Raw genomic sequence first — 25,534 nt, 5'->3', positions numbered from 1 at the left:
TATTAAACTTGGATCTGAGAATCAAGATTAACTAGGGCCTTCTGAGGACAAGTGTTTTTGAGAAAGATTCTCAAAAATTGACAAAAATCAGACTGAACCTGTTATAGAAAAATCAAAGGCTCTTATCTACCCATCTAAGGTCCAACGTATAAGGGTGGGACTTCGCAAGTTTCCGCGGTGAGGATTTAGAGCCCCCGGAATGTCCATCCGGGAAGAAGCGCGAGATCCTGCGACTTTCGGCCTCGAAGGAATTTACCGGAAACGTCTCGTAGGCTCGCCCTCCGGGATGAGAAACATAATATCTACACCCTGCTACCGGCCGATTCGACCAGGTATCCCAAATATCGAACACTAGAGGATTTTGAACCGGCAAGTTCGGGTGGAGAGTAAATGGGAGATTCCAGGCTTTAAAGCGAACACCGGCAACCGCCTCACCGAGCTTACCCGTTGGCCGCAGCGGAATTTCCACCCCATTACAGGCCAGTTGAAAGCGTTCGTTCGTCCAACCTTCCACCCTTACTTGCAAACGTTCCACTGCGGAATCGACGGACCGAGTAGTCCCGAACGAAGAAGATTCTTCTCCTAGTACATTCCAAGGTTCTAATGCAAGTCTTAACTCCAAAAAGATCTCATCCTTCTTGAGCGTTCCGTAAATGGGAAAGCGAAACTCGAAGAACGGGATAAAATCCTCCTCCTCGAAAGCATATCCGTGATCTTTTAAATCCCTCAGGACGCCCTTAAAATCGTTCCATACATAATGAGGAAGTAAAAACCGATCATGCAATTCCGTTCCCCAATGTACGGGAGACTTCTGGTACGGTTTTTCCCAAAGGCGACCTAAGAGGGATAAAACGAGAAGTTGTTGCACGACGCTCATTCGGTAATGCGGAGGCATTTCAAAGGCTCTTAACTCCACCAATCCCAATCGAGGTCCGGACGGTGGATATAATTTATCGATGGAAATCTCGGCCCGATGCGTGTTTCCGGTTAGGTCCACTAACAAATTTCGAAATAATCTATCGATCAGCCAAGGGGGAAGGTCCTTTTTCCTATCATCGACTTGCTTTGAAGCCAATTCGAATTCGTACAAGGCCTCGTCCCTACCCTCGTCCAATCTCGGAGCCTGGGAGGTCGGTCCTACGAACAACCCCGAAAATAAGTAGGATAAGGACGGATGATGCTGCCAATAACTGACCAAGCTTCTTAACAAATCCGGTCTTCGTAAGAAGGGACTATCCGCGGGAGTCATAGCGCCTACCGTAATATGATTTCCGCCTGCGGTTCCCGAATGTCGACCGTCGAGTTGAAATTTTTCCGCACTGAGTTTGATGGATTTCGCTTCCTCGTAAAGAATCCTGGTCTTCTCCTCCAATTCCGCAAAATCCGAGGAAGGATGTAGATTCACTTCGATCACTCCCGGATCGGGTGTAATCCTAAAAAGGCACAATCGAGTATCGTGGGGAGGTTCGTATCCTTCGAACACGATCGGCTGCTTCGTTCGTACGCAGGCATCTTCGATGGAGGACAATAAATCCAACCAAACATCCAGCCGTTCGATCGGAGGAAGAAATATATGTAAAACCCCTGCTCGGGGCTCGATTACGAGAGTGCTTCGAATCGGAAGGTCTTTGCCGCTCGGATAAAATTTTCCCTCTTTTCGCGATCGCTCCTTCACTTTTTTCGAAATATCTTTATAGGAAGGAAGCTCGCTCGGTTCCGCGATATCAGTAAGAACTGCGGAAAGGCGGAAGGAATCCGCAATGGAAGCGAAGGGTAATCGTAAACCTGCCGGACTATCGCCCGGAACTAAATATAGACGCTCTCGACGGTAGTTCCATTCCGAGCTTTCCCAATGCTTTAAAATATAATTGTATTGTAATGGTAGAGCGAATCCCTTCTTTAATTTAAAATCCTTTTCCAACACGGAGAGAACTCTCCTTCTCTCCAGCGATTCGAAAGAAAAATCGTCCTCCTTCGGAGATTCGGGCTTTTCCCATTTCGGCAATTGCCCCTCTTTCCATAGATAATAGAAGCCGTCCTCGAATACCGGTATTAGATGCTTGGCGGAAATTCCTAAGGAACCGCAAATCTGCTCCCCGATCGCTTCCGCTTTGGCCAACTCCTCCTCTCGGTCGGAGTCTTTTTTTTCCTTAACCGAGGATAAATACGCCTCTTCATGCCAAAGCGCTTCCCCGTCCCTTCTCCAAAATGTGTTCAAAGACCAACGAGGCAAAGGCTCTCCGGGATACCATTTTCCTTGGGTCACCTGTACGATCGAACCTGGAGCGAATCTCTTTCTAAGATTTCCCAGAAGTTCTTCCGCCAAGGAAAGTTTTTCGGTCCCGAGAGCATCCGTATTCCATTGCGGATTTTGACGGTCGGTATCCGAAACAAAGGTCGGTTCCCCTCCGATCGATAAGCGAATATCATTTTTTCTTAATTTATCATCGATTTTCTTTCCTAATTTCAGAATCTTCTCCCACCGTTCCTCCGTATACGGTTTCGTAACACGGGGGGATTCTTTTATCCGTTTTACCGCCATATGAAACTGGAATTTAGAATTTGCGGGATCGGAGTATCCGAATACCGGCGAAGCACTGGAAGGTTCGGGAACGGCAGCCAACGGAATATGACCTTCCCCGGTCAACAGGCCGGAAGTCGGATCGAGACCTACCCAACCGGCCCCCGGCAAATATACTTCGGCCCAGGCATGCAAATCGGTGAAGTCCGTACTCGGACCGGCCGGCCCGTCTACCGGAACCTCGTCGGGTTTTAATTGGATGAGATATCCTGAAACGAAACGCGCCGCCAATCCGATATGTCTTAAAATTTGAACCAGCAGGAACGCGGAGTCGCGACAGGATCCGGATTTTTTTTCGAGCGTTTCCGTACATGTTTGCACGCCTGGCTCCATGCGAATGACGTAGGAAACATCTTCATAGACTCGATGATTTAATCCGACCAAGTAATCGACGGTGCGAGCTTTCTGCAATATGCCTTCTTTCCGAAGTTGGGAAATATAGTTCGCCAAAGCGTAACTTCCGTCACTGGCGCTCAAATAAGGTAGGAGTTCCTTCCGTAGAGAATCGGAATAAATAAAGGGCGCCTCTTCGGCATCCGGCTCCAGAAAAAAATCGAACGGATTAAAGACTTGAATTTCCGCGATTAGATCGACGAGTATCCGAAGCTTATTCGTTTTTTCGGGAAACACCAGTCTCGCTTGGTAATTTCCGAACGGGTCCTGCTGCCAATTTAAGAATTGCTTGGTCGGCTCCACTTGAAGCGAATACGAGATAATTTTGGTCCTAGAATGGGGAGCCGGACGTAAACGAATCACATGCGGGGATAGGGAAACCGCCTTGTCGTATTCGTAGGATGTTTCGTGCGTTAGAGATACCAATAAGGACATGCGTAAATATCAATTCCTAAAGTACGTTTCGTCCAATTCCGACGCGATACCGTTCAATCTTACCTGCAATTGATCCAGATATTCATGCATGCCGGTTCCGAAAATCTCGTCGATGGAAGCGTAATTCATTTCGGATAACAACAATCCTACCTTACGTTCCGTTTCGTTCGCGTATGAATCCTTGTCGGTACCGCTTAGAATCTTTAAGCTATCGAAGGTTTTGGATAAACAAAATCGGATCGCCCTAGGGAACAGCTTATCCAGGATCAGGAATTGAGCTATATTCTTAGGCGTGATCCTCGTATAGATCCGATTAAACATCTCGTGGGCACTCGCTGATTTCAAGAGAGAAAGCCATTGAATTAGGTCCAAAGTCGATCCTGTTTCCTCGTGAGACGGAAGCAAAATGAAATATTTCATATCCAGAATCCGAGTCGTCTTATCTGCTCTTTCCAATAAACGTCCCAACAGCGCGAAGTGCCAAACTTCGTCGTGCGAAATAGTGGCCTCTTGACATCCGTAAAATAATAAGCATTGATTCCTGATCGATTTAAAAAATTCCGCGATGCCTGGCATGTCGGATTCTTCGAATCTCTTCCTCGTCCTAAAAGTAAGATAAAACTCGTTGATTACTTCCCACATAGGCGTGGAGATATTCTCGCGAATCGTTCTCGCGTTTTCCCGGGCTCTAATTAAGCAATTCATAATAGAGTTTGGATTTTCGATATCCAGACTCATAAAATGGATGACGTTCTCCTTTGTCGGAAGGGAATATTTCTTCGTAAAAAGCTCGTTATCTCCCGTCGTGTAGACCAACGGCATCCACTGACGATTCGCATCTTCGTTTAAATCCAAAGAAAGCTGGAAATTTACGTCGAGGAAGCGGGAATAATTCTCCGCTCTCTCCATGTATCGATTCATCCAATAAACGGACTCGGCGACTCGGCTCAGCATAGGAAACCTCTCTAGTTCGTTTTTTACTACGGTTCCGCTTGCCGGGAATTTTACCCGGTGCCTATTTACTCATCCTTGACCCATCACCCAAGTGTCTTTGGATCCTCCGCCTTGGGAGGAATTCACTACCAAAGATCCTTTTCGTAAAGCGACTCTCGTCAACCCTCCGGGCATCACATAGATATCTTCTCCATAAAGAATGAACGGACGCAAGTCGACGTGACGACCCTCTAATTTATCCTCCACCAAAGTGGGAACTCGGGAAAGACTCAACACCGGCTGCGCGATGTAATTTCGCGGATCCGCATTCACCTTTTTAATGAATTCCTCCCGTTCCGTTTGACTTGCAACCGGACCGATAATCATACCGTACCCGCCCGCGCCGTTCGCAGCTTTTACGACTAGATTCGCGATATTCTCGCGGACATATTTCAGATCCTTTTCCCTCGAACAAAGATAAGTCGGGACGTTCGGAATGATCGCCTCTTCGCCCAGATAATACTTAATGATTTCGGGCACGAAAGAATATATTACCTTGTCGTCGGCGACTCCGGTACCCGGCGCGTTTGCCAAAGCGACGTTTCCTTTTCTAAACGCTTCGAAAATCCCGGGTACGCCAAGCAGGGAATCCTTACGGAATACCTTCGGATCCAGAAAGATATCGTCGATTCTACGATAAAGAACATCCACCTGTTTTAATCCATGAGTGGTCCTCATGTAAAGTTTATCGTCCTTAACCGTCAGATCGGTTCCCTCGACCAGAGGAACTCCCATCTTGGAGGCTAAAAAGCTGTGTTCATAATAGGCGGAGTTATAGATTCCCGGAGTCAAAACCGCGATATTCGGACCGGGTTTTCCGGAAATATGTTCCAGCATACCGCGCAGTCGAATCGGATAATCGTAAATCGGACGAACGGAAAGACTTGCGAATAATTCCGGAAACGTCTTTTTCATAACTTCACGATTTTCTAATACGTAGGAGACTCCGGACGGACATCGAAGATTATCCTCGAGCACGAGCATTCTACCGTCTCCGTCCCGAACCAGATCCGTCCCCGTGATATGAATCCAAGTACCCTTAGGAGGAACGACCCCTTTGCATTCCTTTAAGTAACCGGTGCTGCTATAAATGATTTCAGCAGGAATGATTCCGTCTTTGATGATTTTTTCTTTGCCGTAAATATCCTGAACAAAAAGATTGAGCGCCCGGATTCGTTGCTTTAATCCTTCCTCTAATTTTTTCCACTCGTGAGCCGTTACGATTCTGGGAATGATATCGAAAGGCATGATCCTCTCCTCCTCCTCATCATCACCGTAAACGTTAAACGTAATCCCCAAAGAGAGCAGAGCTTTTTCCGCAGAGCTTTTGCGTTTGAACAACTCCTTGTCGTCCATTCCCTCGATTCTGGATTTCAGGATATGGTAACTTTGCCGAATCCCGCCTTCGGGCGAGAACATCTCATCGTAAAACGAATCTGTTTGATAGTTTGTCAGGAGCATAGAAATTCCTCCATCTCTTACCGGAAGATATGGCCATGCCTTCTATTTAACAAGCAGAATTTAGATTTATCGCTTATTTTTTAATCTATTTATTTCCAGTTGTACAATAAATATACAATAATATTGAATAAAGAACAAAATGCAAGTTCTTAAGACCGGTTTTCCGGAACTCTCGGATTTTTGATAAGAGTTTATCCATGAAAAAATTGAGGACTTCGGGAAGAATCCGCTGGTACCGTAGGAATCTTTCTCCAGAACAGGGAAACCTTGCTCATCAATGTTCAGTCCTCTGCAGAAGACAGACCGGTTGGTATACCTAATTTCCATGTTCTACAGAAAGATTTTTATGAGGACACTGGGATCTTTCCTCTACTTCTATAACTTTTCCAACATCTAGCAGCTTCTGTCTAGCGTGAGCAAAGCGAACGCATCTGTCTTCAGTCCTCTGAAAGGCTTACGAATTTGGAAATTTATTTTTTCTTAGATTCCAATTCTTTCGCGATTTGGCATTCGCGGGGCTCTTCTCGGCGTAAAACTTCCGTAGCACTCCTGGACCCTACGATATATCCCGGAATGACCCCGACCAATCCGATGAATTGCCCGCCTATGTAGGATCCGTACGCCGGATATAAAACGTGGAATGCATGCATTTGAGTCGCGAGATCGCATCGATATCGAAAATATCGAATGGCATCGTCGGACGCCCGGGCTTCCGGATAGAAGGTTCCCAAGATCGGAATCATGTACGAGAAGGTATATAAACTTCTATATTTACGGAGTGAAAAATCCTTCGCGTGACCTCCCTCATGTACTGCTGCGGCAGGAAGATCGGAATAAATATGAATCGTATTCGTATAAGGATTATAATGATCCCCGCCGCATACGTATGGCAGGCCGCAATTCGCAAAAATTCGTTCGGGAAAAACCAGTTCTATAACCCAGGTAAGCAAACCGAAAGTCCACTTTAATAAAGGGTTCACGTTTTTGGATCTCCAGAGTCTCATAAAATCGCTACCCGGAGAATATTGGTTAAAGCGGACCTTGACATCGCTAAGATTATTATCTTTGATATATTCCTTTAAAAAATTCTTAGTCTCCTCGGAGATTCTATGATTGCTCATTCGCTTGTCTCCGATTACGATTTTACTCAAAACCCCCAAGATATTCCCCAACCCGTCCAGGAAACTATTCGGGACCCCTTCCTCGAACTGAGGATTATCTTCCGAAAAATAATATTCTTCGGTTGGATCGTAAGGCTGTCCTATCGTGTACCTTTTTTCGGCCGAATACAGACATCCGAACTGCAAAAAGGTGCCGAAAATAAGAAGGGTTAAGAACTTGGTTCCGCTCATCCTAGTCCCTCTTTCCCGACGGATGGAACGAACCCAACACGGGATGACGCTTCCATCCTTCAAAAAATTCTAATAGAGCAATTCGACCGAGCTGATTCAATTGGTCTTCGCGATTTCCCCTATAACCGAGATATGGCAGATAAATAATCCATCCGACGACGGAAATCGTGGAGATAACGAACATAGCGTCCGTAGTGGCCGATTCGATACTGTCTTGAAAACGAAATTGCCAAATCGGATCATTCTTTCCCGGTGAAAAAACATCCGCTTCGAAATTTACGCGGACAAGATTCGTAAACGGATGCACGATCCAATTGTCCTTCGTAGATAAATCGAATTTCTTTATAAGGACCCGATAGTTTCCCTTGTACTCGTCCGGATGCTCCGAAAATTCCTTTCTCATAAGAGAAGTCAACGGACCGTATTCGTTCTTTAGATAATTCGGAGCCAAAAATAGCCAACTAGGATTGCGTTTAGCAAACTGGGTTGCCGATTCTTCGGGAAACTCGACACTAATCGACGGCTCGACGATGGAACCGGATGCCACGAACGTTCCCAGATCTTTGTATTTTTTCCATTGCAGGAAACCGTCGCGAGGATCGGGGTATGTACGGGGGACGTACACTCGCAAAGAAATACAGTTAAAAAGAGATAAGAGGATAAAAATAGTATGAAATATTAAAATTCCCCGATGCCGGTTATGAAACCGGGATAGAGGGTTTCCGTTTCGAATCATTCCCCCCAGACCTCGACGCAATCGAAATAAACCAACCCCATCAGATAGCTTTCGGTACTTCGATCCACTAAAGCCACTTTCGAAATCCTGCTCCTAAGGAGAGTTTCCTTCAAAGAGACCTGCTGTCCGTAATAACCGAAGTAAAAAAGGACGGATCCGAAAGTACAGGATTCTCCCTTTTTCAAAATCCTAGCCGAAGTGACGGTATGTCCCGCGGAGTCCGTCGATAAATGATACTTATTATTCGTATAGATCCAGCCCGGTTCCGGCGTCGATGTGCAGGAAGCGCATGCAATCAGCAAAACGAACGATAAACGGAAAATCGAACTCTTCATCCTTTCTCTCCAATTACGATCGTACAGTAATTTCGATAGAGAAGAGTCAGAATTTGCATGCTAGAATGATCGATCAATGAAATCCGGGCAATTCCATTCTTAAATGCGATTTCACCGGCTCCCGCATTGCCGACGGAAAAAAGGGTCAGGAAATTATGAATACAACCCTGGGCTCTCGATTCTCTACGAACCGAGACATCCGGATTGATGGTACCCGGAAATGAAGTCTTCGAATAGAGTAGACCGGATACGGGCCCCGATGCGCAGTTCATGGCGACTATAGAGAGGAGGAATAGTGAAAGATAGATTCGGACTATAACGTAAAACTTTCGGGACTGGCTCATTTTTTTTCTCCGTCGGAACGCGCCGGTCGGATCGACTCCGCCCTCCGTCGTCCCCAAACAACCGTGCAAAAAGATTGGTACACTGTGCCTCCTAAAACCGCGATCTGATCGAATTCGACAAACCCGACGTCCCGAATATTTCCGTTCCGCATGGAAGCTTCCACACTAGCATCACCGTATGCATAAACGGAAAAAATGCTATAGGCGCAGGATTCCCCGAAATCGGCCGGTTCCGATTTTGAAAGATCTCCCGTCCAAGTACTTGTTTCGAAAAAGAGAAACCCTCCTCTCGAAATCGACTGGGCAGGGTTGCTTCCCCCGCGAATCGGATGCGTCTCGATTCTTGGAGATCCGGCGCTCAAAAGATTCCATCCGGTACATTTTATGAAAAAGGAAAGAAGCAGAATCGAGAGAATCTTGGTATTCATCGTTAAAATCACGGAGTCTTATACGTTCCGATCAGCGAGGATCGTCCCCTTTCGGAATGGAGGAATCTTTCTCCGACACGGTTTCCCCGCTTACGACAGTACAAAAGGAATGAAACAAAAGGCCGGAAAGCCATGCCTCCTGAGTGTATTCCACGAATGCAATTTTCTTAATATTCGATCGTCTCAAAACCTCCTCCAAGGAGGAATCTCCCCAGCCGACTAACCCGAGAAAACTTCTGGCACACGAGGAAGAGGACAATACGACTTCTCCTTGCTGTGGAATCCCGCTGACGGTCGATTGCTTGGAGAAAATCCAATTTCCCTTCGATAAAATTTGGAGAAAATTGGAATCTCCTACGACCGGATGGGTCGAAGATTCCACGTTCGTTACGGTAAGTATATTCACACCGGAACAAAAAGAATGCGATCCGACAAATAGAACGAGAACGATTTTGTATAAATTACGAATAAAAAAAGTCTCGTTCATGCGAAAGGAAATATTACGCGTCCACCGAAAGTGTAAAGAAATTTTTTAATCGAAGGTCTCGGCGAAAGTCAAAACGACAGTCGTCGAATCGAATCACTCTTTCCGTTCCGTGAATTCCCATTTAGAGCCGGGGACTTCTAACACGAAGTCGGAACCGAAGGCTAGACTAGGAGTACGAAAGCCTCCTTTTCCACCCTTCCCGTTCAATACCTTTTGCACGGCAAGAATCGAAGATTCGATCGTGAACTCGTAACCTTCTTTGCATTCCAATAGTAAAGAAACTGACTTTCCGGATTGGGCTCGAGCTTCTCCCCACACGCGGGTCTTCACGTTCGTTCTAGTTTCTTCTCCCGGCCCTTTTACGGTTTTTCCCACAAGGAGCTGCAGCAATTTCAGTATAAAAGAAAACTTTAATATGGATAAGAATGGCTTTAGATATTTCATCGCCTTAACCTGTCCTTCGGGAATATCGGTGAACACCTGGATATTCGGAATGCCCGTCGAAATGTAGGCCGTAAACACGTCTCCCCAAGGAATTCCGTATACCCGATATGTTTTATCTTTGATTGATATCGTCCGACTCGAGCTTAGATGGGGAACTCCGACCAGTTCTCCGTTCTTTCGAATTTTAGAACCGTGCGGAAGCTGAGCGAGGGCGCTTTTCATCGTTCCCGGAGAAACTTCGGTCAAGCCGACGAAAGCAAGCTCCAACTCGGATGCGGATGGTAATTTTTTTTTCAAAGCGGCAGCTACGCAATCCGTCGGCACTATATCAAAACCGACTCCCGGCAAGAGTAGGATTCCGGCTTCCTGAGCCGATTGATTTAAAGAGAATAAAGATTCGTAAACCGGAATTTCGCCGGTAATGTCCAGGTAATGAACTTTTTGAGAGATGCATGCTTCGGCCATCGGAATGGACGTCGAAATGAATGGCCCCGCGCAATGAAGGACGAGCGAAAATGAACGAACGTTCTTTTTTATCATCTCTGGATCGTCTAGGCCGAAGACTCTGTATTCCAACCTTAATTCTTTTGCAAGAGCTTCGATTTTTGCGGGACTTCTGCCGGCGAGAACCGGCTTCATTCCTCGAGAAACCGCTCTACGAGCAATTAACTCGCCGGTATATCCATTTGCCCCATACAGTAACCATTCTTTCGAAGCCATAAGGAGGGAATCTTCAAAACGATTCTTATTTTAGTCAACCGGCATCCGCTAGGTCTTGAATTTTTTCAACCAACCGTTATGATAAAAATTGGAATCCGATTGCTTCGCTAGTTTTGGATTGACCCTATTAATTTCAAGAGAGATGATTCGTAGAGAACGAACGTATGGAAAAAATAAACCTTATCACCATCGCAATTCCTTTCTTTTTCCTGTTAATCGGATTGGAACTATTCTTTTCCTGGTACAAGAAACGAGGACTATATCGCTTAAACGACTCGATTAATGATCTGAGTGCGGGAGTCTCGAGTCAAATATTCGGAATCATTTTTAAGACGACGATCTTCCTGGCGTATCTCTGGATATATAAAAATTGGAGGATTTTCGACCTTCCGGCCTGGCCTAGCGAAAGAGTTTCTTGGATGCCAGCTCAGGATCTTCTAGGCATTTCCGTCGAGACCTGGTCGGTGTCCATCGTTCTCCTCGTTTGGCTTACCTGCTTCGTCCTGTACGATCTAGCGTATTACTGGAATCATCGCCTTAGTCACGAGGTCAATTTTCTATGGGCTGGACACGTAGTTCACCATCAGAGCGAAGAATATAACCTAACGGTCGCTTTACGACAGGCCAGCTTCCATTCCCTCTTTTCCTGGGTCTTCTACCTGCCTCTCGCATTATTAGGGTTCCCTCCGATCGTCATGATTTTAAACGGAGAACTGAACTTAATCTACCAGTTTTGGATTCATACAAAAGCGATCGATAAGCTACCTTCCTGGTTCGAAGCGATATTCAATACGCCTTCCCACCATAGAGTGCATCATGGAATCAATCCTAAATACATCGATAAAAACCATGGCGGAACCTTGATCATCTTCGACAAATGGTTCGGCACTTTCCAGAAAGAAGAGGAGGCCCCGGTATATGGAACCGTAAAACCTCTTCGAAGTTTCAACCCGATTTGGGCGAACGTACATTATTGGTGGGAGATGTTCGAGCTTGCCTGGAAATCCTCTCGGTGGATCGACAAAATTAAGGTTTTCCTAGCCGTACCCGGCTGGAGGCCCCGGGAACTGGGCGGACAGTATCCGATTCCCGAAGTGAACGTAAAAACTTTCAAAAAATATGATGTTTCGTTGCCTACCGGATTAACGGCTTACTCTTTGGTTTGGTTCGCGGCAACCGTTGCAGGGACCTTTGCGATGCTCGTAAAAATTTCCATCATTCCGACTAACATTCAATATACGATCTTTGTCCTAAGTTTTCTTTCTTTGGTCTCTATCGGAGGGATCCTGGATTTAAAACGATGGGCGCTTTATATGGAACCCGCGAGACTAGCGATTCTAGTCGCTACGGCAATTCTATTCGGTTTTAGCAAGGCAAATCTTGCGATTATCGGCGGTTTGGCGTTCTTGTCCCTTGCCTGGTTTCTACTCTATAGACAATCTTTTTCCGGTTGGAAGGAAATCGATCCCTCAAAGGAAATTCAAAGCCGCACGGCTTAGAAGGTCGGAGTTTTTAAGTCTGGAAGAAATTGCCGGCGGTTTTGCGCGAAATCCTTTTTACGAAAGCATAGCTCCAAAATCGCCGGGCTTTAAGGAAGGTGCATAAGGATTGCTAACTTCTCTATCTTAAAATTGTAGACTCGAATGCTAGAGGAAATTTGGCTACCCTCTGAGGAAGGGTCGCACGAGAGCCCGGAGGGGAACGGCAACCGAAAGATAGGCGGAGTATCTTATAGTTAAAGGCTAAGTTCTTTTTGAAGTTCGACTTCTTTCTTAAGAACCTTATTAATGATAAAATTTAAGTCTTTACCTTTAGAAATGGCAATTTTAGAAAAATATTCCTCAATGTCACTATCATAAATGGATGATTTTTGCAAAGATAGAATAGATATGCAGCTGCCTTATCCAAAAGGTCGCTATGAAATTCTTTGTCCCCAAATCCTGCTAAAGGTTGAGCAATCGCGGATTCAAGGAGACCTCGATCCCGAATTCCATGGGATCCACCGTATTCATCTATCTGATTTGTATGAATATATAAAACTTCTTCGAGAGTTAAATATCGAACGTGCAAATTACTCATTCAGCAAGTCGCTTCAATGTCCTACCATGCTTTCCGTTAATCTTAACTAAAGAAGCCTCCAATCTCTTATCTATCGGAGTTATTATTAAGCTTTTACCGTCGGTCTTAATATCTAATGAAGTTTCCGAAGTAATACTCAAAAGCTCAAGGATAGGCTTTTCGATTATAAGAGCTGAACTATTACCGTGTTGTATAAGTTTTTTAATCATAAAAACCTTCCGTAACAACAAAGTATATACAATAGTGTTACTTAGTCAAGAGGTATTTTGACCTTTTTTTCGCATAACTAAGAATTATCCGAACCATCCAGAAAACCGCGCTTTGAAATTCAGGAAGGAGTTTCTACAAGATTGTGCACGCAAAAAATACCTAAAACAGTTTCCTATCCTTGATGCATACATGATTCGATTTCTAAGGCTGCGGATCGTCGGAAGGAAAACGATCCCTCAAAGGAAATTTAAAACCGTACGGCTAAAAGGCAGGAATTTTTAAGTCTGGAAGAAATTGCCGGCGGTTTTACGCGAAATCTTTTTTACGAAAGGATAGCTCCGAAACTGCCGAGCCCGAAGGCAGGTGCATGAGGTTTGCTAACTTCCCTACTTTACAATCGCGGACTTCGGTTATCGCCCAAGGTTTGGCGACGTTTCGCAAGTGCGCAAGCGCTTGGCACGAACGAGGTTTACCGAGTAAGACGAGTGACAAAGCAATATGCGGCGAAGCCCGAGCGAGAGTTGTGAAGCGAGCCCGAAGCGCTGTGGAAAGACCCGATAGTTAGGCGACGAACCCTAAGAATTTTGGTGTATTATAAAGGAAGCTGAAAACGACCTTCGAGAATTCCTTGAACCGTCAAGTCTTCATCCAGATTTTCCCATCGTAGGGCATAACCGTCCAACTCTAAATTCACTTCCTTCAGTTCGGATTCCGTTGCCGCTTTCAAAAGTTTAAAGCGATCAGCGGGAAAACCGATCACTCGACCATCGGAAAGCTCAATGTAGATCATGCGACTTTCTGTCCAAACTTTAATTGCCGGAACATTGGAGAGAATACTATCTTTGGTTACGGAACTCATTGTACGCCTTTAAGAATTGGTCTCTATATTCAAATACAAGCTTTTCGATTTCACGGATTTCGTGAGCCTTGAAGCCTTTGTTATCAGATAACATTACACTATCTAACCAGAATTTGCACTCCGAATTCCCCTTCCTACAATGAATATGAGGCGGCTCTGCCCCCTCATTCGAATAAAAATGAAATCTGTAGCCGAATATCTTTAATATCGTAGGCATTCAAAACTATACTTATGCTAAACATTTGTATGTCAATTATAATCGTACGATCTCAAAGCAAAGCGAGCATCTAACTTTTAAGAAAAAAATCGGATGCAGATTAGTCGCACGGAACGCGTTTAAGAAGTTCGAATTAACCGGAAAATTTTGCCGGCTTTTTCGCATAACTAAGAATTATCCGAACCATCCAGAAAACCGCGCTTTGAAATTCAGGAAGGAGTTTCTACGTTCTAAAGGATTATTCGTTCGTATCTTTCTCCAATGCTCGGAAGGAAAGTCGATATAGGCTAAAGTTTCCCCGATTCCGACGGAAAAGCTAAATTCAGACTAGCCTTTAAATAATAGCGAACACCCCATCTCTTATATAACCCTAATAGCATACGTTAGGATACATTTCGTTGTAAAAATAAATATATTCTACTTTTTTTATAAAAAAAGCTATCCGATACATCATAATGCCAGAATACAGTCAAGCCATCACGCAATAGTTAATACTTTTTTAATTTGCATCACTCTAGTGATACACGTTAGGATACATTTCATTTGAAAAACGAATATATCCAAGGATTCTTTTATAAAAAACGTTATCCGATACATCATAATGCCAGAATACAGTGAAGTCATCAAGAAATAGCCAATACTTTCTTTAATTTGTATCACTCTAGGGACACACGTTAGGAATCTTTTCATTGTAAAAATGAATATATCCAAGGATTCTTTTATAAAAAACGTTATCCGATACATCGTATCTTCCTAATTCTTTCAAGTATCTATAAAATGGTTAATACTTTTTTCATCATATTATTCTAATCACATACGTTATGAGACATTTTATTGTAAAAATGAATATCTCATAGCTAACATCATTCTTTATTTTAATAAAGAACGTTATCCTATCTTTTAATCTGGAAAAATATTAAAAAAAGAATGTACCGCTTTTTTTAAAAAAATATTCGTAAATATTGTTTTTTTTTCGTTTATATCACACTAAGAACACACGTTAGGAGTCGTTTTATGAGAAAAGCGAATATTTTTTCTCTTCTTTTATTTCTTCTTTTTACCCAGAACGTTAGCTGCGTTGGACAAGATGCTGCTTTATTATGCGGGGCGGGTAAAATACCTCCCTGCATAAAGAATTCGAATCCGGACAATCTATGGCCCCTTCTTTTAGGCTTGAATCAGGGATCGGCCGGCGGAGGTGGAGGCTTCGGCGGCAGTGGGGGTGGTGGAAGTTCGCAACCGATTACATTCGGATCCTTTACTCCCACACTGACCGACGGAAATCCTTTTAGCGTAACCCCTACGATCAACGGAATTACGATTGCAAATTGTACAGTAAGTCCAGCACTTCCCCCAGGGTTGTCCTTGAATCCGACCACCTGTACGATCTCCGGGACGCCGACAGCGGGCTCCCCTAGTACCACATATACGCTTACCGCGACGGATGGGAATGGTGGAACGGCCACCGGAACCGTTACGTTCCGGGTCTCCTCTACCACTGCCATACAAGTATTCGGACAAACCGGGAATTTTACCACAGACAACGCAAATGATGGCGGGATTTCCGCAAGTAGTCTATACGGCCCCTACCGTGGTATAATTTTCGATTCCTCCGGCGGAATGTACGTAAACGATCAGTCGAATAATCGTGTGCTATATTATCCGGCGAATAGCACCACCGCGACAAAAGTGTACGGGCAGGGTGGAGTTTTTACTACAAACACGGCAAACAAGGGTGGGATCTCCGCAGATAGTCTGCGCGCACCGGATGGACTGGCATTAGATTCTTCTAATGGGCTGTATATTTCTGATAATGGAAATAATCGAATCCTTTACTTCCCATCCGGCACAACGACTGCAACGAGAGTCTACGGGCAGGGCGGAGTTTTTACTACAGGCACCGCCAATAAGGGAGGGCGAAGTGCGAATAGTCTATCTGGCCCTCAGGGTTTGGCATTGGATGCTTCCGGCGGATTGTACGTCGTCGATTCTGGCACGTCTCGGGTCCTATACTTCCCGTCCGGCAGTACAACTGCAACGAGAGTATACGGGCAAAACGGGGACTTTACTTCAAACAACAACTATGTAGGCGTTATTTCGGCAGATTCCATAAACTACCCGCAAGACCTAGACGTGGATTCTTCCGGCGGATTGTATGTCGTCGATAGGAACGCCCAAAGAGTCCTTTACTTTCCTTCCGGAAGCACAACCGCAACGAGAGTCTATGGACAAGGAGGAAGTTTCACGACTGGAGTACAGAATAAGGGAGGGATTTCCGCGAACAGCTTATCTTCTCCGGAATGCTTACGATGGGATCCGTTCTCCGGAGGGTTGTACATAGGTGATTACAATAACTCTCGCCTTCTCTATTTTCCTCCGGGAAGCACAACCGCAACGAGAGTCTACGGACAAGGAGGAAGTTTCACGACTGCAATAAACAATAACGGCGGAATTTCGGCTTCTAGCATGAGTGGCCCCACCGGGATCGGCATAAGTCCTTCCGGAGGTTTGTTCATCATAGACGGCGTCAATAACAGGATTTTGAGTTACTGAGTTACTGAGGACAGAACATTGGTGAGCGGAGATTCCAAGTTCTTCAAGAAAGATTCCTGTGTTACAGGGGATCTTTCCTCTACCTCTGTAACTTTTCCAACGTCTAGCAGCTACTGTCTTCAGTCTTCTGGCCTCTGTCTTCTGCAGAGGACAGAACATTGGTGAGCGGAGATTCCAAGTTCTAAAGAAGGATTCCTGTGTTACAGGGGATCTTTCCTCTACTTCTGTAACTTTTCCAATGTCTAGCAGCTTCTGTCTAGCGTGAGCGAAGCGAATGCATCTGTCGTCTGTCCTCTGTCTTCTGCAGAGGACAGAACATTGGTGGGCGGAGATTCCACGTTCTAGAGGAAGATTCTTGTGTTATAGTAGACCTTTCCTCTACTTCAGTAACTTTTCGAACTTCGAGCAGCTTCAGTCCTCTGTCCTCTGTCCTCTGTCTTCTGTTCTAAAAAAATAGGCTGACGGAAGCGGACACGGAAAAGATCCCTCCTCCGTAACTATAATTCGGATTCTGAAGAGTGGGCGCGTATTTTTCCACATCGACCCAGCGAAGACGTTGGTACTGTAAGCCCACATCGAAGATGACCGGATTTTTCAATTTATCCTTTAAGAATCCGAAATTTCGTCCGTTTAGTAAATAAGAGAATCCTAAAGAATAGATCGTTCGATCGTTATCCATCCAGTTATTTGTCCCGGCATAATGCGGAACCGGTGTGGGACGCCTTCCGATACCTGCTCTCGCTTTCATCGTCGAAGTCAACTCGATCTCCGTTCCGAACCGAACATCCGTAGTATCATGGTAGTTAAGAGGATCGGAGTAATTCGCTTTGATCCGGGAATTTTTCAAAAGACTCCATAGCTCCCGATCGATATCCAGATTGAAAAGCACTCGCTTAAAAGGACGGAACCCGATCCCGTAAGACCAGACTCTAGGATTGTACTGATCGTAGAGCGCAAGATCGAAATCCAGCTGCATCCCTAATAATATCGTTTGGGCCCTGGCTGGAATCGGATCGATCGCCACGTATGTTTCCCTTTTATAAGATACTCCTAAACTGAATGCCCCGTAAGTGAATTGAAGTCCATAGGTAGGATTGATCAAGGGCTTTACCGTGAGCACGACCTGGGAATTCGCCTGCACCGGGTTAGGTGAGATCGGAACATCCTTCAAAAGAATTGCGCCGGAGCCTCCGGCTAAAGCCGTAAATCCCATTCCTGCAAATAAATGGTCCTTCCAAAGTTCCACTCCCACTCCTCCCATAATGGTAGGGCGTTCGTTGCTTGTACCGGATTGTAAATATCTTGGGACTGTCGGATTTTGGTCGTTGATCACCAGTAAGTTGCCGTTCGCGGGCAAAATCGCGTTGAGTCCGAATCGGATCGTCCTGCCAGTATCGAACATCTCGTTCAAATTCATAGTCATTCCTAAACCGACAAAGCTATCATGAGGTTTCTTGATATCCTGGCTCGTCGGAGCGTTCGTTCGGATCGTAGGATTGGCATACGTGCCCAGAAAGGTAACTTCATGATAATTTTTGGAAGACCTGGGTAAGGGTCCCTGCTTGAATAATCCATCCTTCTGGTTATACCCAGGTACCGCCAATTCTGTGGAGGGATTCTTTTCCTTCTCGCCTTCTTCCATTCGACCCATAAAGAGATCCGCTTCGTTTAAACGACCTAAACCGGCTACATTATAAAATACTGCAGAAGAGTTATTAACCGTCGCGGTTACGGCCCCTGCCATTCCCGTGGCGGCAGGATGAGCTCCGTAAATATCGCCGTAACTTCCCGCCAGTAGATCGGAACCAGTTCCAAGCAAACCGCAGAGAAACGTGAAAGGTATCCCCAAAAACCAAGGACTTCTTTTCTCAACCAATACGTTTTTCATTCTCTTCCTTCCGATTCTCGCTCAATATTCACTAGACGATCCTACGCTAGTGTAACGGCCCGAATTTCTCCCGGGAGTGTTATGCGAATTATAAGATCGTTGGGGCGGTTGCAAAATCTCCGAGCTAGTGCCGAAGGAAAGATCCGTGTGCGAAGATCCCGGTATCGATCGAATGTTACTCTCCTTGGCCGCGGAAAGAAATAGGCGCCGTTGGGGAAAAAATCGATATAAGACGGGTTTCGTTCCGGTTCGGAGGAAAAAAAGGGAGAATGAGAACCGGAGATCTTTCATGCCCCTTATCGGTCCCGATCAAGAAGATGTACCGTCAAAAAATCAGAACGCTATTGGAAGGGACCCTATGGATCCCGGAGATTTGGAAATAAATTTCATTGATGAATCGGATCCGAGAGTGGACGCTCCTCCCTTCCTCCGCATTCCCGACCCGAAAGGTTTCCGATCCAAAAGGAATATTTTTTCGGTACAAAAACCGTTTTGGAGCCGAATAGGTTCATTCTTCTTCGAGAAATACTTTGGAAAATTTATATATAGATCCGCTATCCATGAGCGGAGAATTGTTACGTCTATCGCAGCAGGCCCGATTATTATCCGCCGCACAAACTCCGTTTTTGGCTCGCGTCCCGCTTCCCGAAAAAGGCGATTTTTTAGATATCGGTGCAGGCACAGGAGCGTTCACGTCCTGCTTGGTAAATTCATATTTTACCGACTTACGCGTTACTGCCGTCGATTCCTCCGAATTGATGTTATCCCTGGGTAAAGTAGGATATCCGCAATTTCACTGGATGCGAGCGGATATAAATTCCCTGCCTTTCGAAGATAACTCTTTCGATTTCATATTGGCGTCGTACTTGTTGATCCACGTCCGGGATATTCGGATGGCTCTTCGAGAAATCGCTAGAGTATTAAGACCCGGCGGGAAATTTTATACGATCAATCCCGACGATCGGAGCATACGCGGTTCCGAATTGTTATGCGAATTAGTGAAAAAACATGCGGAAGTTCATGAAGGAAACCGCTATGTGCTGGACTCGCTCAGAACGGAAGCCGCAAAAGTGGGCCTTTCCTTGTATTCGGGGCAGACATTATTCGTCGATAACCAAGGAACCGAATCGATGCCTGTTATGAAATACCCTCGCTTCAGTTTAGGCAAGATGATCTTTTTGACGATACTTTCTTACATGGGGCAAAGAAGGGAAACTTCGGCCCTTTACGAATCCTTTCGAAACGAATATGTGCACAAACAAATTCTTATCGAAGCCGAAGTCCAATTGCATTTGTACGAGAAGATCGGATTCACCGAAGATCAAGAAATTTCATAGTATGAGTAATAAAAGGAATTCTTTGCGTGAAAACGTTTTGGGAGAGGCGGAGAAAATGCTGCTCGGCCCTTCGCTGAATGCTCGTAGGCACATTCTTCTCTTCGTAAACTCGGTCGCATTGATGTTACTGATCGTCAATTTGATCGGTCAGCTTGCACTGAGAGGCCATACCAATAACCCGCAAATGGATTGGATCTACTTTAGTACGGGAATTTTATTTACGTTAAGCTGCATGATAATGATCGGATTCCGTTCGAAAAATGTCGGACAGGAAGAATCCCGAACATTCAAATTTTTCTCCTACGGGACGGTGATTCTTTTTTCGATCTTCTCCGTTAGTCTTCTTTATGTGAGTCAAAACCCTCCGCTGGCCCTGTTGGTCGACGCTTGGACGGGAATCCCGGTGATCCTGATAACCTTCATGCTGACTAATAAGCCTACCGGCTTGATCGTGTCGTTTATCCTACTATCAAACCTACTGTTTGCCGCAAATAAAGTCGGCTTCAAATACGTTTATAATAGCGATTGGAATTTTCCGGAATCGATTCCTATGACGAGTTTTCTTTCGTTTATCCTGACGTATTTCATCATGTCGATCCTTTTGATTTATCAGGAATCCGGAATAGTGCGGAAAATACTCACCGTCATACCGAGGGTCGTTGAAAATATAAGAAAAGGATCGGAGGAGAAAGCCAGACTGGAAGTGGAAAATGTCCGCTTAGGAACGGAACTCAGTATAGCCAAACGAATACAGACTATGATACTCCCGAAAGAAGAGGAAACGTTAGTCTCCGGGGATTATTCAATATATGGAATCATGGAGACCGCAGCCGAAGTGGGAGGGGACTATTTCGATATCTTAGTGAACGGAAATACGACTTATCTAAGCATCGGTGACGTTACCGATCACGGACTGGAATCAGGCTTAACGATGCTAATGGCTCAATCCTCCTTTCGGACCCTTGTGGAAAGCGGTTTAGGAAACGATCTCAAGGTTATGCTTATAAATCTAAATTCCACATTGTATAAGAACAATCAGATCCGCATCCAAAACGGCTGCAATATGTCTCTGCTATTAGGAAGGCTGAAAGGCGCAAAACTTACGTTATGCGGGCAACATGAATCGATTTTAATCAAAAGAGCTCGTTCGAAAAAAATAGAAATTATCGATACCATCGATTTCGGAATGTACGTGGGTCTCGTGCCGGACATAGAGGCTCACATCTCCGAATTCGAGATAACTCTCAGACATGGGGATTCCGTCCTATTCTACACCGACGGAATTATCGAGTCCCAAAACCAATCAAGGGATTTCTTCGGAATAGAGAAATTAGCGGCATCCTTTCTTGCGCATGCGGATAATAGCGCGAAAGATATGCTGAATCTGATTCTACGGGACTGGAAGAGTTGGAGCGACAATACTTATATCGAAGATGATATCACGCTTTTAGCGTTAAAATATGGAAAATAATGATTAGGAAGCCATCTATGAAAGAAGAGGTAAAGTACGGTCGGTATGATTTGCTTCAGGATAGCATTCCTCCGGAGTCTTATTTTCGGCTCATTATTCAGCCTATCGATCTCACCGCGTTTTGGAATCGATGCGGTCTCACGGCAAACTTTACGGCCGCCTTTTGTTCGTACTGCAGCCAAGACAGCGAATACTTTAAGAATATCGTCTCGACGATCGTCAACGAACTTATCGAAAATTCGGCGAAGTATTCCAAGGTCCGCGATGCTACGGTAACCATCGATTTTAAATATTACATGAATATCCTACGCATCGAAGTCACGAATCTGATTTCCGATCGGACCAGGAGCAATTTCGAAAAAGTGGTAAAACGATTATGCTCAACGGATCTGGAAGAAGAGTACCTGAAGTCGTTAGAAGTCAGGGACCAGGATGCTTCTTATTCCGGCATCGGCTTGTTGATGTTGATGAAGGATTATCCTGCTGATTTCGGTTTTAAATTTAGGAAGATAGGTGAAGACGAAAATGAGATCGGAGTCTGTGCATATCTTAAAAAGAACGACCTTTCGAAGGAGGAAGGATGGACTCTCTAATCAATAAGGAGGACTATGAAGTCCTATTCGATTCTTCAAGGTCGGTCGTAAGCTTTTCCGGATCTCTGCGTTTGCAAAGTCTGGATGCTTACGGTCCGATAAAGGCCTTACTAAAGAATGCGTCTTCCACGACGAGTCATTCGAAACTTGTCCTAGACTTTTCCAAACTGATTTTTCTAAATAGCTCCGGGATCACCTGCATCAGCCTGTTTATTATAGAAACCCGAAACAACGCCAAAACGGCGATATGCGTGCAGGGATCAAAAAGTATTCCTTGGCAGTCCAAATCTCTCGGCAATCTCAAGAAACTCTGGCCCGAGATTGATCTGGTCATACGATGAGCACTTCACAAAATCCTAGCAAGCCCGCGAGCGAGATATCGCGGCTTCGGTCCGAACTGCGTGATCTGCGGATCCTCTATAAGAACACGATAGAGCATGCTACGTTGCTTGAAAACGAGTTGGAAGATAAACGCTGGAAGATCGAGCGCTTACTGCAGAATATGCAGAAATATCTGCCGATGAAGCTGTATGAAAGGGTTACTGACGGAGAATTATCGATTTCGAGCGGATACCAAAGAAAAAAACTTACCGTATTCTTTTCCGATCTAGTCGGTTTTACCGAACTTACCGATAGCGTCGAACCCGAAGTAATCGCTAGTTGCTTAAACTGCTATATGAACGATATGTCCCGGCTTGCAGTTAAGTACGGAGGTAAGATCGATAAGTTCATCGGGGACGCGATGATGATTTTTTTTGAAGAATCCGATTCCGATTCCGGAAAGGCTTATGCGCTAAACTGTATCCATATGGCCTTGGAAATGCAAAAGAGACTTCGTTTAATCCGGTTAGCCTGGAAAGAATTCGGAATATCGGAATCCGTGCAGGTACGCATCGGCATTAATACCGGTTTTTGCACGATGGGAAACTTCGGTTCGGATATAAGAATGGATTATACGATCATCGGCAATACGGTGAACGTTGCCGCTAGGTTAGAACAATTAGCGCGCCCGGGTTCGATCCTAATCTCGGTTTCCACATATGAATTGATTAAAGACGAGTTCCGTGCCAGATCGCTCGGGAAAGTCCAGATCAAGGGGATTCATGTCCCCGTCGAAATTTTTGAATTAATCGGAACGAGGGAGAACAAAATAAGTCCCTACTTGGAGAAAAACGGGGATACTTTCAAACTGAAAGAGATCATTATGCCGTTAAAGAGTCCGATTTCGGATCAGGAAGCGCTTTCCATTATGGAAGCCTTAGAGGAGACAAGAGATACGATCGAAAAAAGTCTAAGAGGATGGGCTCAAATCGAATAAGATCTTTAAACATTCGAAGGAAGGATCTTCAGGAAAGCTCGTTCCTTACGAAAGCTGATCCCCTCTTTACCGACATCCGATCGATAGCAAAGACCGCTTTCAATCGCTTCCAAATAAGCATACAATTCTCCCATCATCGCTTTACAGTCGCTTCCGATAGAGGTAAGAGTGAAACACCGTCCATCTTCCGCGCGGTAAAAATCGCCGCTTTTTCGTATTCTTTCTCCGGTGAGTTTGATGCTCCGGGGTAAACGGGCAAATCGAAACGAATGGTCGTTTCGCTCATCTTCGCCTCCTAATGGATAATTTTTCGGAAAGGCGACGACGCTCGCGGCCCAGGATCCGGACTTCCATACCGGAGAAAATAATTTTCCTGCCAGCAAATGTTCGAATAAAACGGAAAGAGGAGTTTCCATTAAGTGAAGAAGCGGAAGCCATTCGGGATTTCCGGACCGAACATTGAATTCCAGACACTGAGGACCTTCCGCAGTATCCATTATTCCAATGTAAAGAATACCATTATATTCTAAACCGTCGGATATGAGTCCGTGCATCACGGGACGCACGATTAGATCTTCCACCTCATCCAAAAAAGTACGAAATCGAGGATCCGTACTAGCGACCGCTCCGATCCCTTCGGTATTAGGCCCCGTACCTCCCTCCTTTAGCTTTTTGTAATCCTGAACAAGCGGAAAAACGGCATACTTCCCGTTCGCAACGGCCAGATGAATCGAATATTCCTCTCCCTTAATTTTCTCTTCGAGCAGAACGTCCGAGGAGATCCTTTTTTCCGCGGATCTCGCAAACATCCCCTGCAGATCCGTTAATGCCTCTTCTAACGTCTTCGGGACCAAAACTCGTTCCGCGGCGTTTATTAGAAAATTATCCGTCTTTAATACGAATCCTTCGTTGCCGACGGCCCACCTAGTTCTGAGAAACTCGGAAGCGGAGCCGAATTCATTCCAGACGGTCGCTCTCGGAGTCGGGATGGAATGCCGTCTCATGAATTCTTTCGCAAACAACTTGCTGCCTTCCAAAGGAATCGCTTCCGGTTTCGGAGCGAATACGGTAAATCCTCTTTCTCGAAAGAAATCGGGAGCACCGTTCAGTAAGTCTCCGGGACTTAATAAGAAGATAACGCTCGCATTCTTTTTTTTTGCCACCCGCTCTGCGTCCAGGATCCCTCGGATGGAAATCACGCCAGGCAGTTCCGCTAACAGCGCATTAGGACCGTAAAGCAAAAAACCGACCCTCGTTCCGAGCTCGCTCGATAATCGTTCATAGGTTATATGTTCCCGTGCGTTTCCAGAACCGTAGATCAACCAGGGCGAGTCCGATTTAGGTTTCCGATTCATTTTACGTTTAGCGGAACGGAAGAATTCTTATATTTAAGCAATGACCGGGAGAGTAATGAGCGAGATTCTCCCGCGTAATTGTCGGAAAGGAATAAAAGATGAATTGCATCTTGGATCCGAGAATGGTTAAAGAACCGTTTCAGATCCGTAAAAAAGAGAACATGCGGCCGTCCTTCCATAAAATACGTACCGATCCGGCGCCATCCCGTTTTTAGGAATAGAGAAATGACGTAATCGTTCGATTCGGATGTTCCGGTTGTAGCTCCCCTTGCACCTAGTTGAAAGTTAACCCAAGCAGCCGCTAAACAATTCAATAAAAACAAAGAACTTCGTTTGCGATACTCGGGATCCACAAAGCATGTACGAAGATGAACGGTATTCTCTAGGGTTCCGAGCGAGCCAAGATCGCCTGCCTGAGAATATGCGCTATCCTCGAAGGATGCAAATCTTTGCGCATAGAAATACGTCTCCAACATCGAAACCGGTCGAGAAACGCCTTCCCTGAAACCGAATAAATAAGTCGCATAGGAAATCGGCTCCACGTCAATTCCTGCGGGACTGAGCCCGATATTCCGCAAAACTTCCTTACGGATCCGTCGGATAGCGTCCGAGTAGAATTCCGAATCGGTTATAAGAATTCTAGTCGAATAATTCATTATCTAACTATTAAAATAATAATATATTCTTTGCGGTGACATTACCTTCTTGCCTTCCTCTTCCTTTCGAGCATCGAGTTGATTTCGGTCTTAATCTCCTTGTCGGTTTTGGGCTTTTTCCGAAGAGTTAAGAATAATCCGCATCCCACGATCACTAGGCTAACGCTGAGTAAATTTAGGAATTGTTGATCCATCAACGCGTCCGCAAAACCCAAGACTATTCCAGGTCCAAATTCAATCATTTCCGTCATAAGAATTTTCTCCATAAATCTGATAAAATATACTAGTC

25 protein-coding genes and 1 pseudogene are annotated in these 25,534 nt (G+C 45.1%); 7 read left to right on the top strand and 19 right to left on the bottom strand.

Annotation, left to right across the window (positions count from 1 at the left end):
• Positions 1–112 precede the first annotated feature (112 nt).
• The 10 genes from LEP1GSC047_RS06370 to LEP1GSC047_RS06325 form a co-directional block, all read right to left on the bottom strand.
• The gene (locus LEP1GSC047_RS06370; protein ID WP_010411574.1) at positions 113–3,409 is read right to left on the bottom strand and encodes a transglutaminase family protein; all 3,297 of its coding nucleotides are present in this window, start codon (positions 3,407–3,409) and stop codon (positions 113–115) included.
• Positions 3,410–3,418: 9 nt separating this feature from the next.
• The gene (locus LEP1GSC047_RS06365; RefSeq protein WP_010411577.1) at positions 3,419–4,363 is read right to left on the bottom strand and encodes an alpha-E domain-containing protein; all 945 of its coding nucleotides are present in this window, start codon (positions 4,361–4,363) and stop codon (positions 3,419–3,421) included.
• 69 nt (positions 4,364–4,432) lie between these two features.
• A complete protein-coding gene (locus LEP1GSC047_RS06360) occupies positions 4,433–5,863 on the bottom strand; it encodes a circularly permuted type 2 ATP-grasp protein (RefSeq protein ID WP_010411579.1) in 1,431 nt (476 codons plus the stop codon).
• A gap of 470 nt (positions 5,864–6,333) precedes the next feature.
• Entirely contained in the window at positions 6,334–7,215 is an 882-nt protein-coding gene (locus tag LEP1GSC047_RS06355) for a hypothetical protein (RefSeq protein WP_010411584.1), read from the bottom strand.
• Position 7,216: 1 nt separating this feature from the next.
• Positions 7,217–7,762 (bottom strand): hypothetical protein, encoded by a 546-nt coding sequence (locus tag LEP1GSC047_RS06350; RefSeq protein ID WP_020988281.1) that lies wholly within the window; start codon positions 7,760–7,762, stop codon positions 7,217–7,219.
• A 185-nt stretch (positions 7,763–7,947) separates the two neighbouring features.
• Entirely contained in the window at positions 7,948–8,286 is a 339-nt protein-coding gene (locus tag LEP1GSC047_RS06345) for a TRL domain-containing protein (protein WP_010411590.1), read from the bottom strand.
• Positions 8,283–8,630: a TRL domain-containing protein gene (locus tag LEP1GSC047_RS06340; protein WP_010411593.1), complete on the bottom strand. Its 348-nt coding sequence runs from the start codon at positions 8,628–8,630 to the stop codon at positions 8,283–8,285. The genes LEP1GSC047_RS06345 and LEP1GSC047_RS06340 overlap by 4 nt, the downstream gene beginning before the upstream one ends.
• A complete protein-coding gene (gene lsa14 / locus LEP1GSC047_RS06335; protein WP_238325527.1) occupies positions 8,627–9,058 on the bottom strand; it encodes an adhesin Lsa14 in 432 nt (143 codons plus the stop codon). The genes LEP1GSC047_RS06340 and lsa14 (LEP1GSC047_RS06335) overlap by 4 nt, the downstream gene beginning before the upstream one ends.
• 31 nt (positions 9,059–9,089) lie before the next feature.
• Positions 9,090–9,545 carry an adhesin Lsa14 gene (gene lsa14, locus LEP1GSC047_RS06330; RefSeq protein WP_010411599.1) on the bottom strand — a complete coding sequence of 152 codons (456 nt, stop codon included), beginning with the start codon at positions 9,543–9,545 and terminating at the stop codon, positions 9,090–9,092.
• A gap of 93 nt (positions 9,546–9,638) precedes the next feature.
• Positions 9,639–10,709 (bottom strand): saccharopine dehydrogenase family protein, encoded by a 1,071-nt coding sequence (locus LEP1GSC047_RS06325; RefSeq protein WP_020988457.1) that lies wholly within the window; start codon positions 10,707–10,709, stop codon positions 9,639–9,641.
• Between the two features lie 164 nt (positions 10,710–10,873).
• Between LEP1GSC047_RS06325 and LEP1GSC047_RS06320 the strand changes: the two genes are divergently transcribed.
• A complete protein-coding gene (locus LEP1GSC047_RS06320) occupies positions 10,874–12,208 on the top strand; it encodes a sterol desaturase family protein (RefSeq protein ID WP_010411601.1) in 1,335 nt (444 codons plus the stop codon).
• A 298-nt stretch (positions 12,209–12,506) separates the two neighbouring features.
• On the opposite strand, the gene LEP1GSC047_RS22500 is transcribed toward LEP1GSC047_RS06320, so the two are convergent.
• The 5 genes and pseudogenes from LEP1GSC047_RS22500 to LEP1GSC047_RS22495 all read right to left on the bottom strand — a co-directional run.
• Positions 12,507–12,788 (bottom strand): type II toxin-antitoxin system death-on-curing family toxin, encoded by a 282-nt coding sequence (locus LEP1GSC047_RS22500; RefSeq protein ID WP_010411604.1) that lies wholly within the window; start codon positions 12,786–12,788, stop codon positions 12,507–12,509.
• On the bottom strand, positions 12,785–12,997 hold the full coding sequence (locus LEP1GSC047_RS06310; RefSeq protein ID WP_010411608.1) for an AbrB/MazE/SpoVT family DNA-binding domain-containing protein: 213 nt from the start codon (positions 12,995–12,997) through the stop codon (positions 12,785–12,787). The genes LEP1GSC047_RS22500 and LEP1GSC047_RS06310 overlap by 4 nt, the downstream gene beginning before the upstream one ends.
• 593 nt (positions 12,998–13,590) lie before the next feature.
• Positions 13,591–13,857 (bottom strand): DUF2442 domain-containing protein, encoded by a 267-nt coding sequence (locus LEP1GSC047_RS06305; protein WP_010411613.1) that lies wholly within the window; start codon positions 13,855–13,857, stop codon positions 13,591–13,593.
• Entirely contained in the window at positions 13,835–14,074 is a 240-nt protein-coding gene (locus LEP1GSC047_RS21140) for a DUF4160 domain-containing protein (RefSeq protein ID WP_010411616.1), read from the bottom strand. Before LEP1GSC047_RS21140 ends, LEP1GSC047_RS06305 begins: the two co-directional genes overlap by 23 nt.
• A gap of 174 nt (positions 14,075–14,248) precedes the next feature.
• Positions 14,249–14,386 (bottom strand): annotated as a pseudogene (locus tag LEP1GSC047_RS22495) (transposase); the annotation flags it as partial.
• A 702-nt stretch (positions 14,387–15,088) separates the two neighbouring features.
• On the opposite strand from LEP1GSC047_RS22495, the gene LEP1GSC047_RS06290 reads away from it, so the two are divergent.
• Positions 15,089–16,627 carry a putative Ig domain-containing protein gene (locus LEP1GSC047_RS06290; RefSeq protein ID WP_010411624.1) on the top strand — a complete coding sequence of 513 codons (1,539 nt, stop codon included), beginning with the start codon at positions 15,089–15,091 and terminating at the stop codon, positions 16,625–16,627.
• Between the two features lie 445 nt (positions 16,628–17,072).
• On the opposite strand, the gene LEP1GSC047_RS06285 is transcribed toward LEP1GSC047_RS06290, so the two are convergent.
• The gene (locus LEP1GSC047_RS06285; protein ID WP_010411627.1) at positions 17,073–18,515 is read right to left on the bottom strand and encodes an OmpP1/FadL family transporter; all 1,443 of its coding nucleotides are present in this window, start codon (positions 18,513–18,515) and stop codon (positions 17,073–17,075) included.
• 530 nt (positions 18,516–19,045) lie between these two features.
• Here LEP1GSC047_RS06285 and LEP1GSC047_RS20800 point away from each other — a divergent pair.
• The 5 genes from LEP1GSC047_RS20800 to LEP1GSC047_RS06255 are packed head-to-tail and all read left to right on the top strand — an operon-like array spanning position 19,046 to position 23,234.
• Positions 19,046–19,852 carry a class I SAM-dependent methyltransferase gene (locus tag LEP1GSC047_RS20800; RefSeq protein ID WP_010411634.1) on the top strand — a complete coding sequence of 269 codons (807 nt, stop codon included), beginning with the start codon at positions 19,046–19,048 and terminating at the stop codon, positions 19,850–19,852.
• A 1-nt stretch (position 19,853) separates the two neighbouring features.
• Positions 19,854–21,323 (top strand): PP2C family protein-serine/threonine phosphatase, encoded by a 1,470-nt coding sequence (locus LEP1GSC047_RS20795; RefSeq protein WP_010411637.1) that lies wholly within the window; start codon positions 19,854–19,856, stop codon positions 21,321–21,323.
• A gap of 17 nt (positions 21,324–21,340) precedes the next feature.
• Positions 21,341–21,916 (top strand): slr1658 superfamily regulator, encoded by a 576-nt coding sequence (locus tag LEP1GSC047_RS06265; protein ID WP_010411639.1) that lies wholly within the window; start codon positions 21,341–21,343, stop codon positions 21,914–21,916.
• Positions 21,904–22,257 (top strand): slr1659 superfamily regulator, encoded by a 354-nt coding sequence (locus LEP1GSC047_RS06260; protein WP_010411642.1) that lies wholly within the window; start codon positions 21,904–21,906, stop codon positions 22,255–22,257. Before LEP1GSC047_RS06265 ends, LEP1GSC047_RS06260 begins: the two co-directional genes overlap by 13 nt.
• Entirely contained in the window at positions 22,254–23,234 is a 981-nt protein-coding gene (locus tag LEP1GSC047_RS06255) for an adenylate/guanylate cyclase domain-containing protein (protein WP_010411645.1), read from the top strand. Before LEP1GSC047_RS06260 ends, LEP1GSC047_RS06255 begins: the two co-directional genes overlap by 4 nt.
• A 5-nt stretch (positions 23,235–23,239) precedes the next feature.
• On the opposite strand, the gene LEP1GSC047_RS06250 is transcribed toward LEP1GSC047_RS06255, so the two are convergent.
• Genes LEP1GSC047_RS06250 through LEP1GSC047_RS06240 form a run of 3 tightly spaced genes read right to left on the bottom strand, consistent with a single transcriptional unit; the run spans position 23,240 to position 25,496 of the window.
• Positions 23,240–24,589 carry a phosphoribosylamine--glycine ligase gene (locus tag LEP1GSC047_RS06250; RefSeq protein ID WP_020988520.1) on the bottom strand — a complete coding sequence of 450 codons (1,350 nt, stop codon included), beginning with the start codon at positions 24,587–24,589 and terminating at the stop codon, positions 23,240–23,242.
• The gene (locus tag LEP1GSC047_RS06245; RefSeq protein WP_010411650.1) at positions 24,586–25,245 is read right to left on the bottom strand and encodes a GNAT family N-acetyltransferase; all 660 of its coding nucleotides are present in this window, start codon (positions 25,243–25,245) and stop codon (positions 24,586–24,588) included. Before LEP1GSC047_RS06245 ends, LEP1GSC047_RS06250 begins: the two co-directional genes overlap by 4 nt.
• A 41-nt stretch (positions 25,246–25,286) precedes the next feature.
• The gene (locus LEP1GSC047_RS06240) at positions 25,287–25,496 is read right to left on the bottom strand and encodes a hypothetical protein (protein ID WP_010411653.1); all 210 of its coding nucleotides are present in this window, start codon (positions 25,494–25,496) and stop codon (positions 25,287–25,289) included.
• Positions 25,497–25,534 lie beyond the last annotated feature (38 nt).

Source organism: Leptospira inadai serovar Lyme str. 10, from assembly GCF_000243675.2.
In the GTDB taxonomy this organism is placed as follows: Bacteria; Spirochaetota; Leptospiria; order Leptospirales; family Leptospiraceae; genus Leptospira_B; species Leptospira_B inadai.
Note: the sequence above shows the minus strand (reverse complement) of the source record. Positions and strands in the feature narration are given on the sequence as shown.

What these genes read in the sequence shown, in the direction of transcription:
- lsa14 (WP_238325527.1), bottom strand. Translation starts at nt 9,058, where the DNA reads ATGAATACCAAGATTCTCTCGATTCTGCTTCTTTCCTTTTTCATAAAA.
- LEP1GSC047_RS06290 (WP_010411624.1), top strand. Translation starts at nt 15,089, where the DNA reads ATGAGAAAAGCGAATATTTTTTCTCTTCTTTTATTTCTTCTTTTTACC.
- LEP1GSC047_RS21140 (WP_010411616.1), bottom strand. Translation starts at nt 14,074, where the DNA reads ATGCCTACGATATTAAAGATATTCGGCTACAGATTTCATTTTTATTCG.
- LEP1GSC047_RS06325 (WP_020988457.1), bottom strand. Translation starts at nt 10,709, where the DNA reads ATGGCTTCGAAAGAATGGTTACTGTATGGGGCAAATGGATATACCGGC.
- LEP1GSC047_RS06355 (WP_010411584.1), bottom strand. Translation starts at nt 7,215, where the DNA reads ATGAGCGGAACCAAGTTCTTAACCCTTCTTATTTTCGGCACCTTTTTG.
- lsa14 (WP_010411599.1), bottom strand. Translation starts at nt 9,545, where the DNA reads ATGAACGAGACTTTTTTTATTCGTAATTTATACAAAATCGTTCTCGTT.
- LEP1GSC047_RS06305 (WP_010411613.1), bottom strand. Translation starts at nt 13,857, where the DNA reads ATGAGTTCCGTAACCAAAGATAGTATTCTCTCCAATGTTCCGGCAATT.
- LEP1GSC047_RS06265 (WP_010411639.1), top strand. Translation starts at nt 21,341, where the DNA reads ATGAAAGAAGAGGTAAAGTACGGTCGGTATGATTTGCTTCAGGATAGC.
- LEP1GSC047_RS06240 (WP_010411653.1), bottom strand. Translation starts at nt 25,496, where the DNA reads ATGACGGAAATGATTGAATTTGGACCTGGAATAGTCTTGGGTTTTGCG.
- LEP1GSC047_RS06285 (WP_010411627.1), bottom strand. Translation starts at nt 18,515, where the DNA reads ATGAAAAACGTATTGGTTGAGAAAAGAAGTCCTTGGTTTTTGGGGATA.
- LEP1GSC047_RS06320 (WP_010411601.1), top strand. Translation starts at nt 10,874, where the DNA reads ATGGAAAAAATAAACCTTATCACCATCGCAATTCCTTTCTTTTTCCTG.
- LEP1GSC047_RS06340 (WP_010411593.1), bottom strand. Translation starts at nt 8,630, where the DNA reads ATGAGCCAGTCCCGAAAGTTTTACGTTATAGTCCGAATCTATCTTTCA.
- LEP1GSC047_RS06255 (WP_010411645.1), top strand. Translation starts at nt 22,254, where the DNA reads ATGAGCACTTCACAAAATCCTAGCAAGCCCGCGAGCGAGATATCGCGG.
- LEP1GSC047_RS20795 (WP_010411637.1), top strand. Translation starts at nt 19,854, where the DNA reads ATGAGTAATAAAAGGAATTCTTTGCGTGAAAACGTTTTGGGAGAGGCG.
- LEP1GSC047_RS06310 (WP_010411608.1), bottom strand. Translation starts at nt 12,997, where the DNA reads ATGATTAAAAAACTTATACAACACGGTAATAGTTCAGCTCTTATAATC.
- LEP1GSC047_RS22500 (WP_010411604.1), bottom strand. Translation starts at nt 12,788, where the DNA reads ATGAGTAATTTGCACGTTCGATATTTAACTCTCGAAGAAGTTTTATAT.
- LEP1GSC047_RS06345 (WP_010411590.1), bottom strand. Translation starts at nt 8,286, where the DNA reads ATGAAGAGTTCGATTTTCCGTTTATCGTTCGTTTTGCTGATTGCATGC.
- LEP1GSC047_RS06360 (WP_010411579.1), bottom strand. Translation starts at nt 5,863, where the DNA reads ATGCTCCTGACAAACTATCAAACAGATTCGTTTTACGATGAGATGTTC.
- LEP1GSC047_RS06365 (WP_010411577.1), bottom strand. Translation starts at nt 4,363, where the DNA reads ATGCTGAGCCGAGTCGCCGAGTCCGTTTATTGGATGAATCGATACATG.
- LEP1GSC047_RS06260 (WP_010411642.1), top strand. Translation starts at nt 21,904, where the DNA reads ATGGACTCTCTAATCAATAAGGAGGACTATGAAGTCCTATTCGATTCT.
- LEP1GSC047_RS06370 (WP_010411574.1), bottom strand. Translation starts at nt 3,409, where the DNA reads ATGTCCTTATTGGTATCTCTAACGCACGAAACATCCTACGAATACGAC.
- LEP1GSC047_RS06250 (WP_020988520.1), bottom strand. Translation starts at nt 24,589, where the DNA reads ATGAATCGGAAACCTAAATCGGACTCGCCCTGGTTGATCTACGGTTCT.
- LEP1GSC047_RS06245 (WP_010411650.1), bottom strand. Translation starts at nt 25,245, where the DNA reads ATGAATTATTCGACTAGAATTCTTATAACCGATTCGGAATTCTACTCG.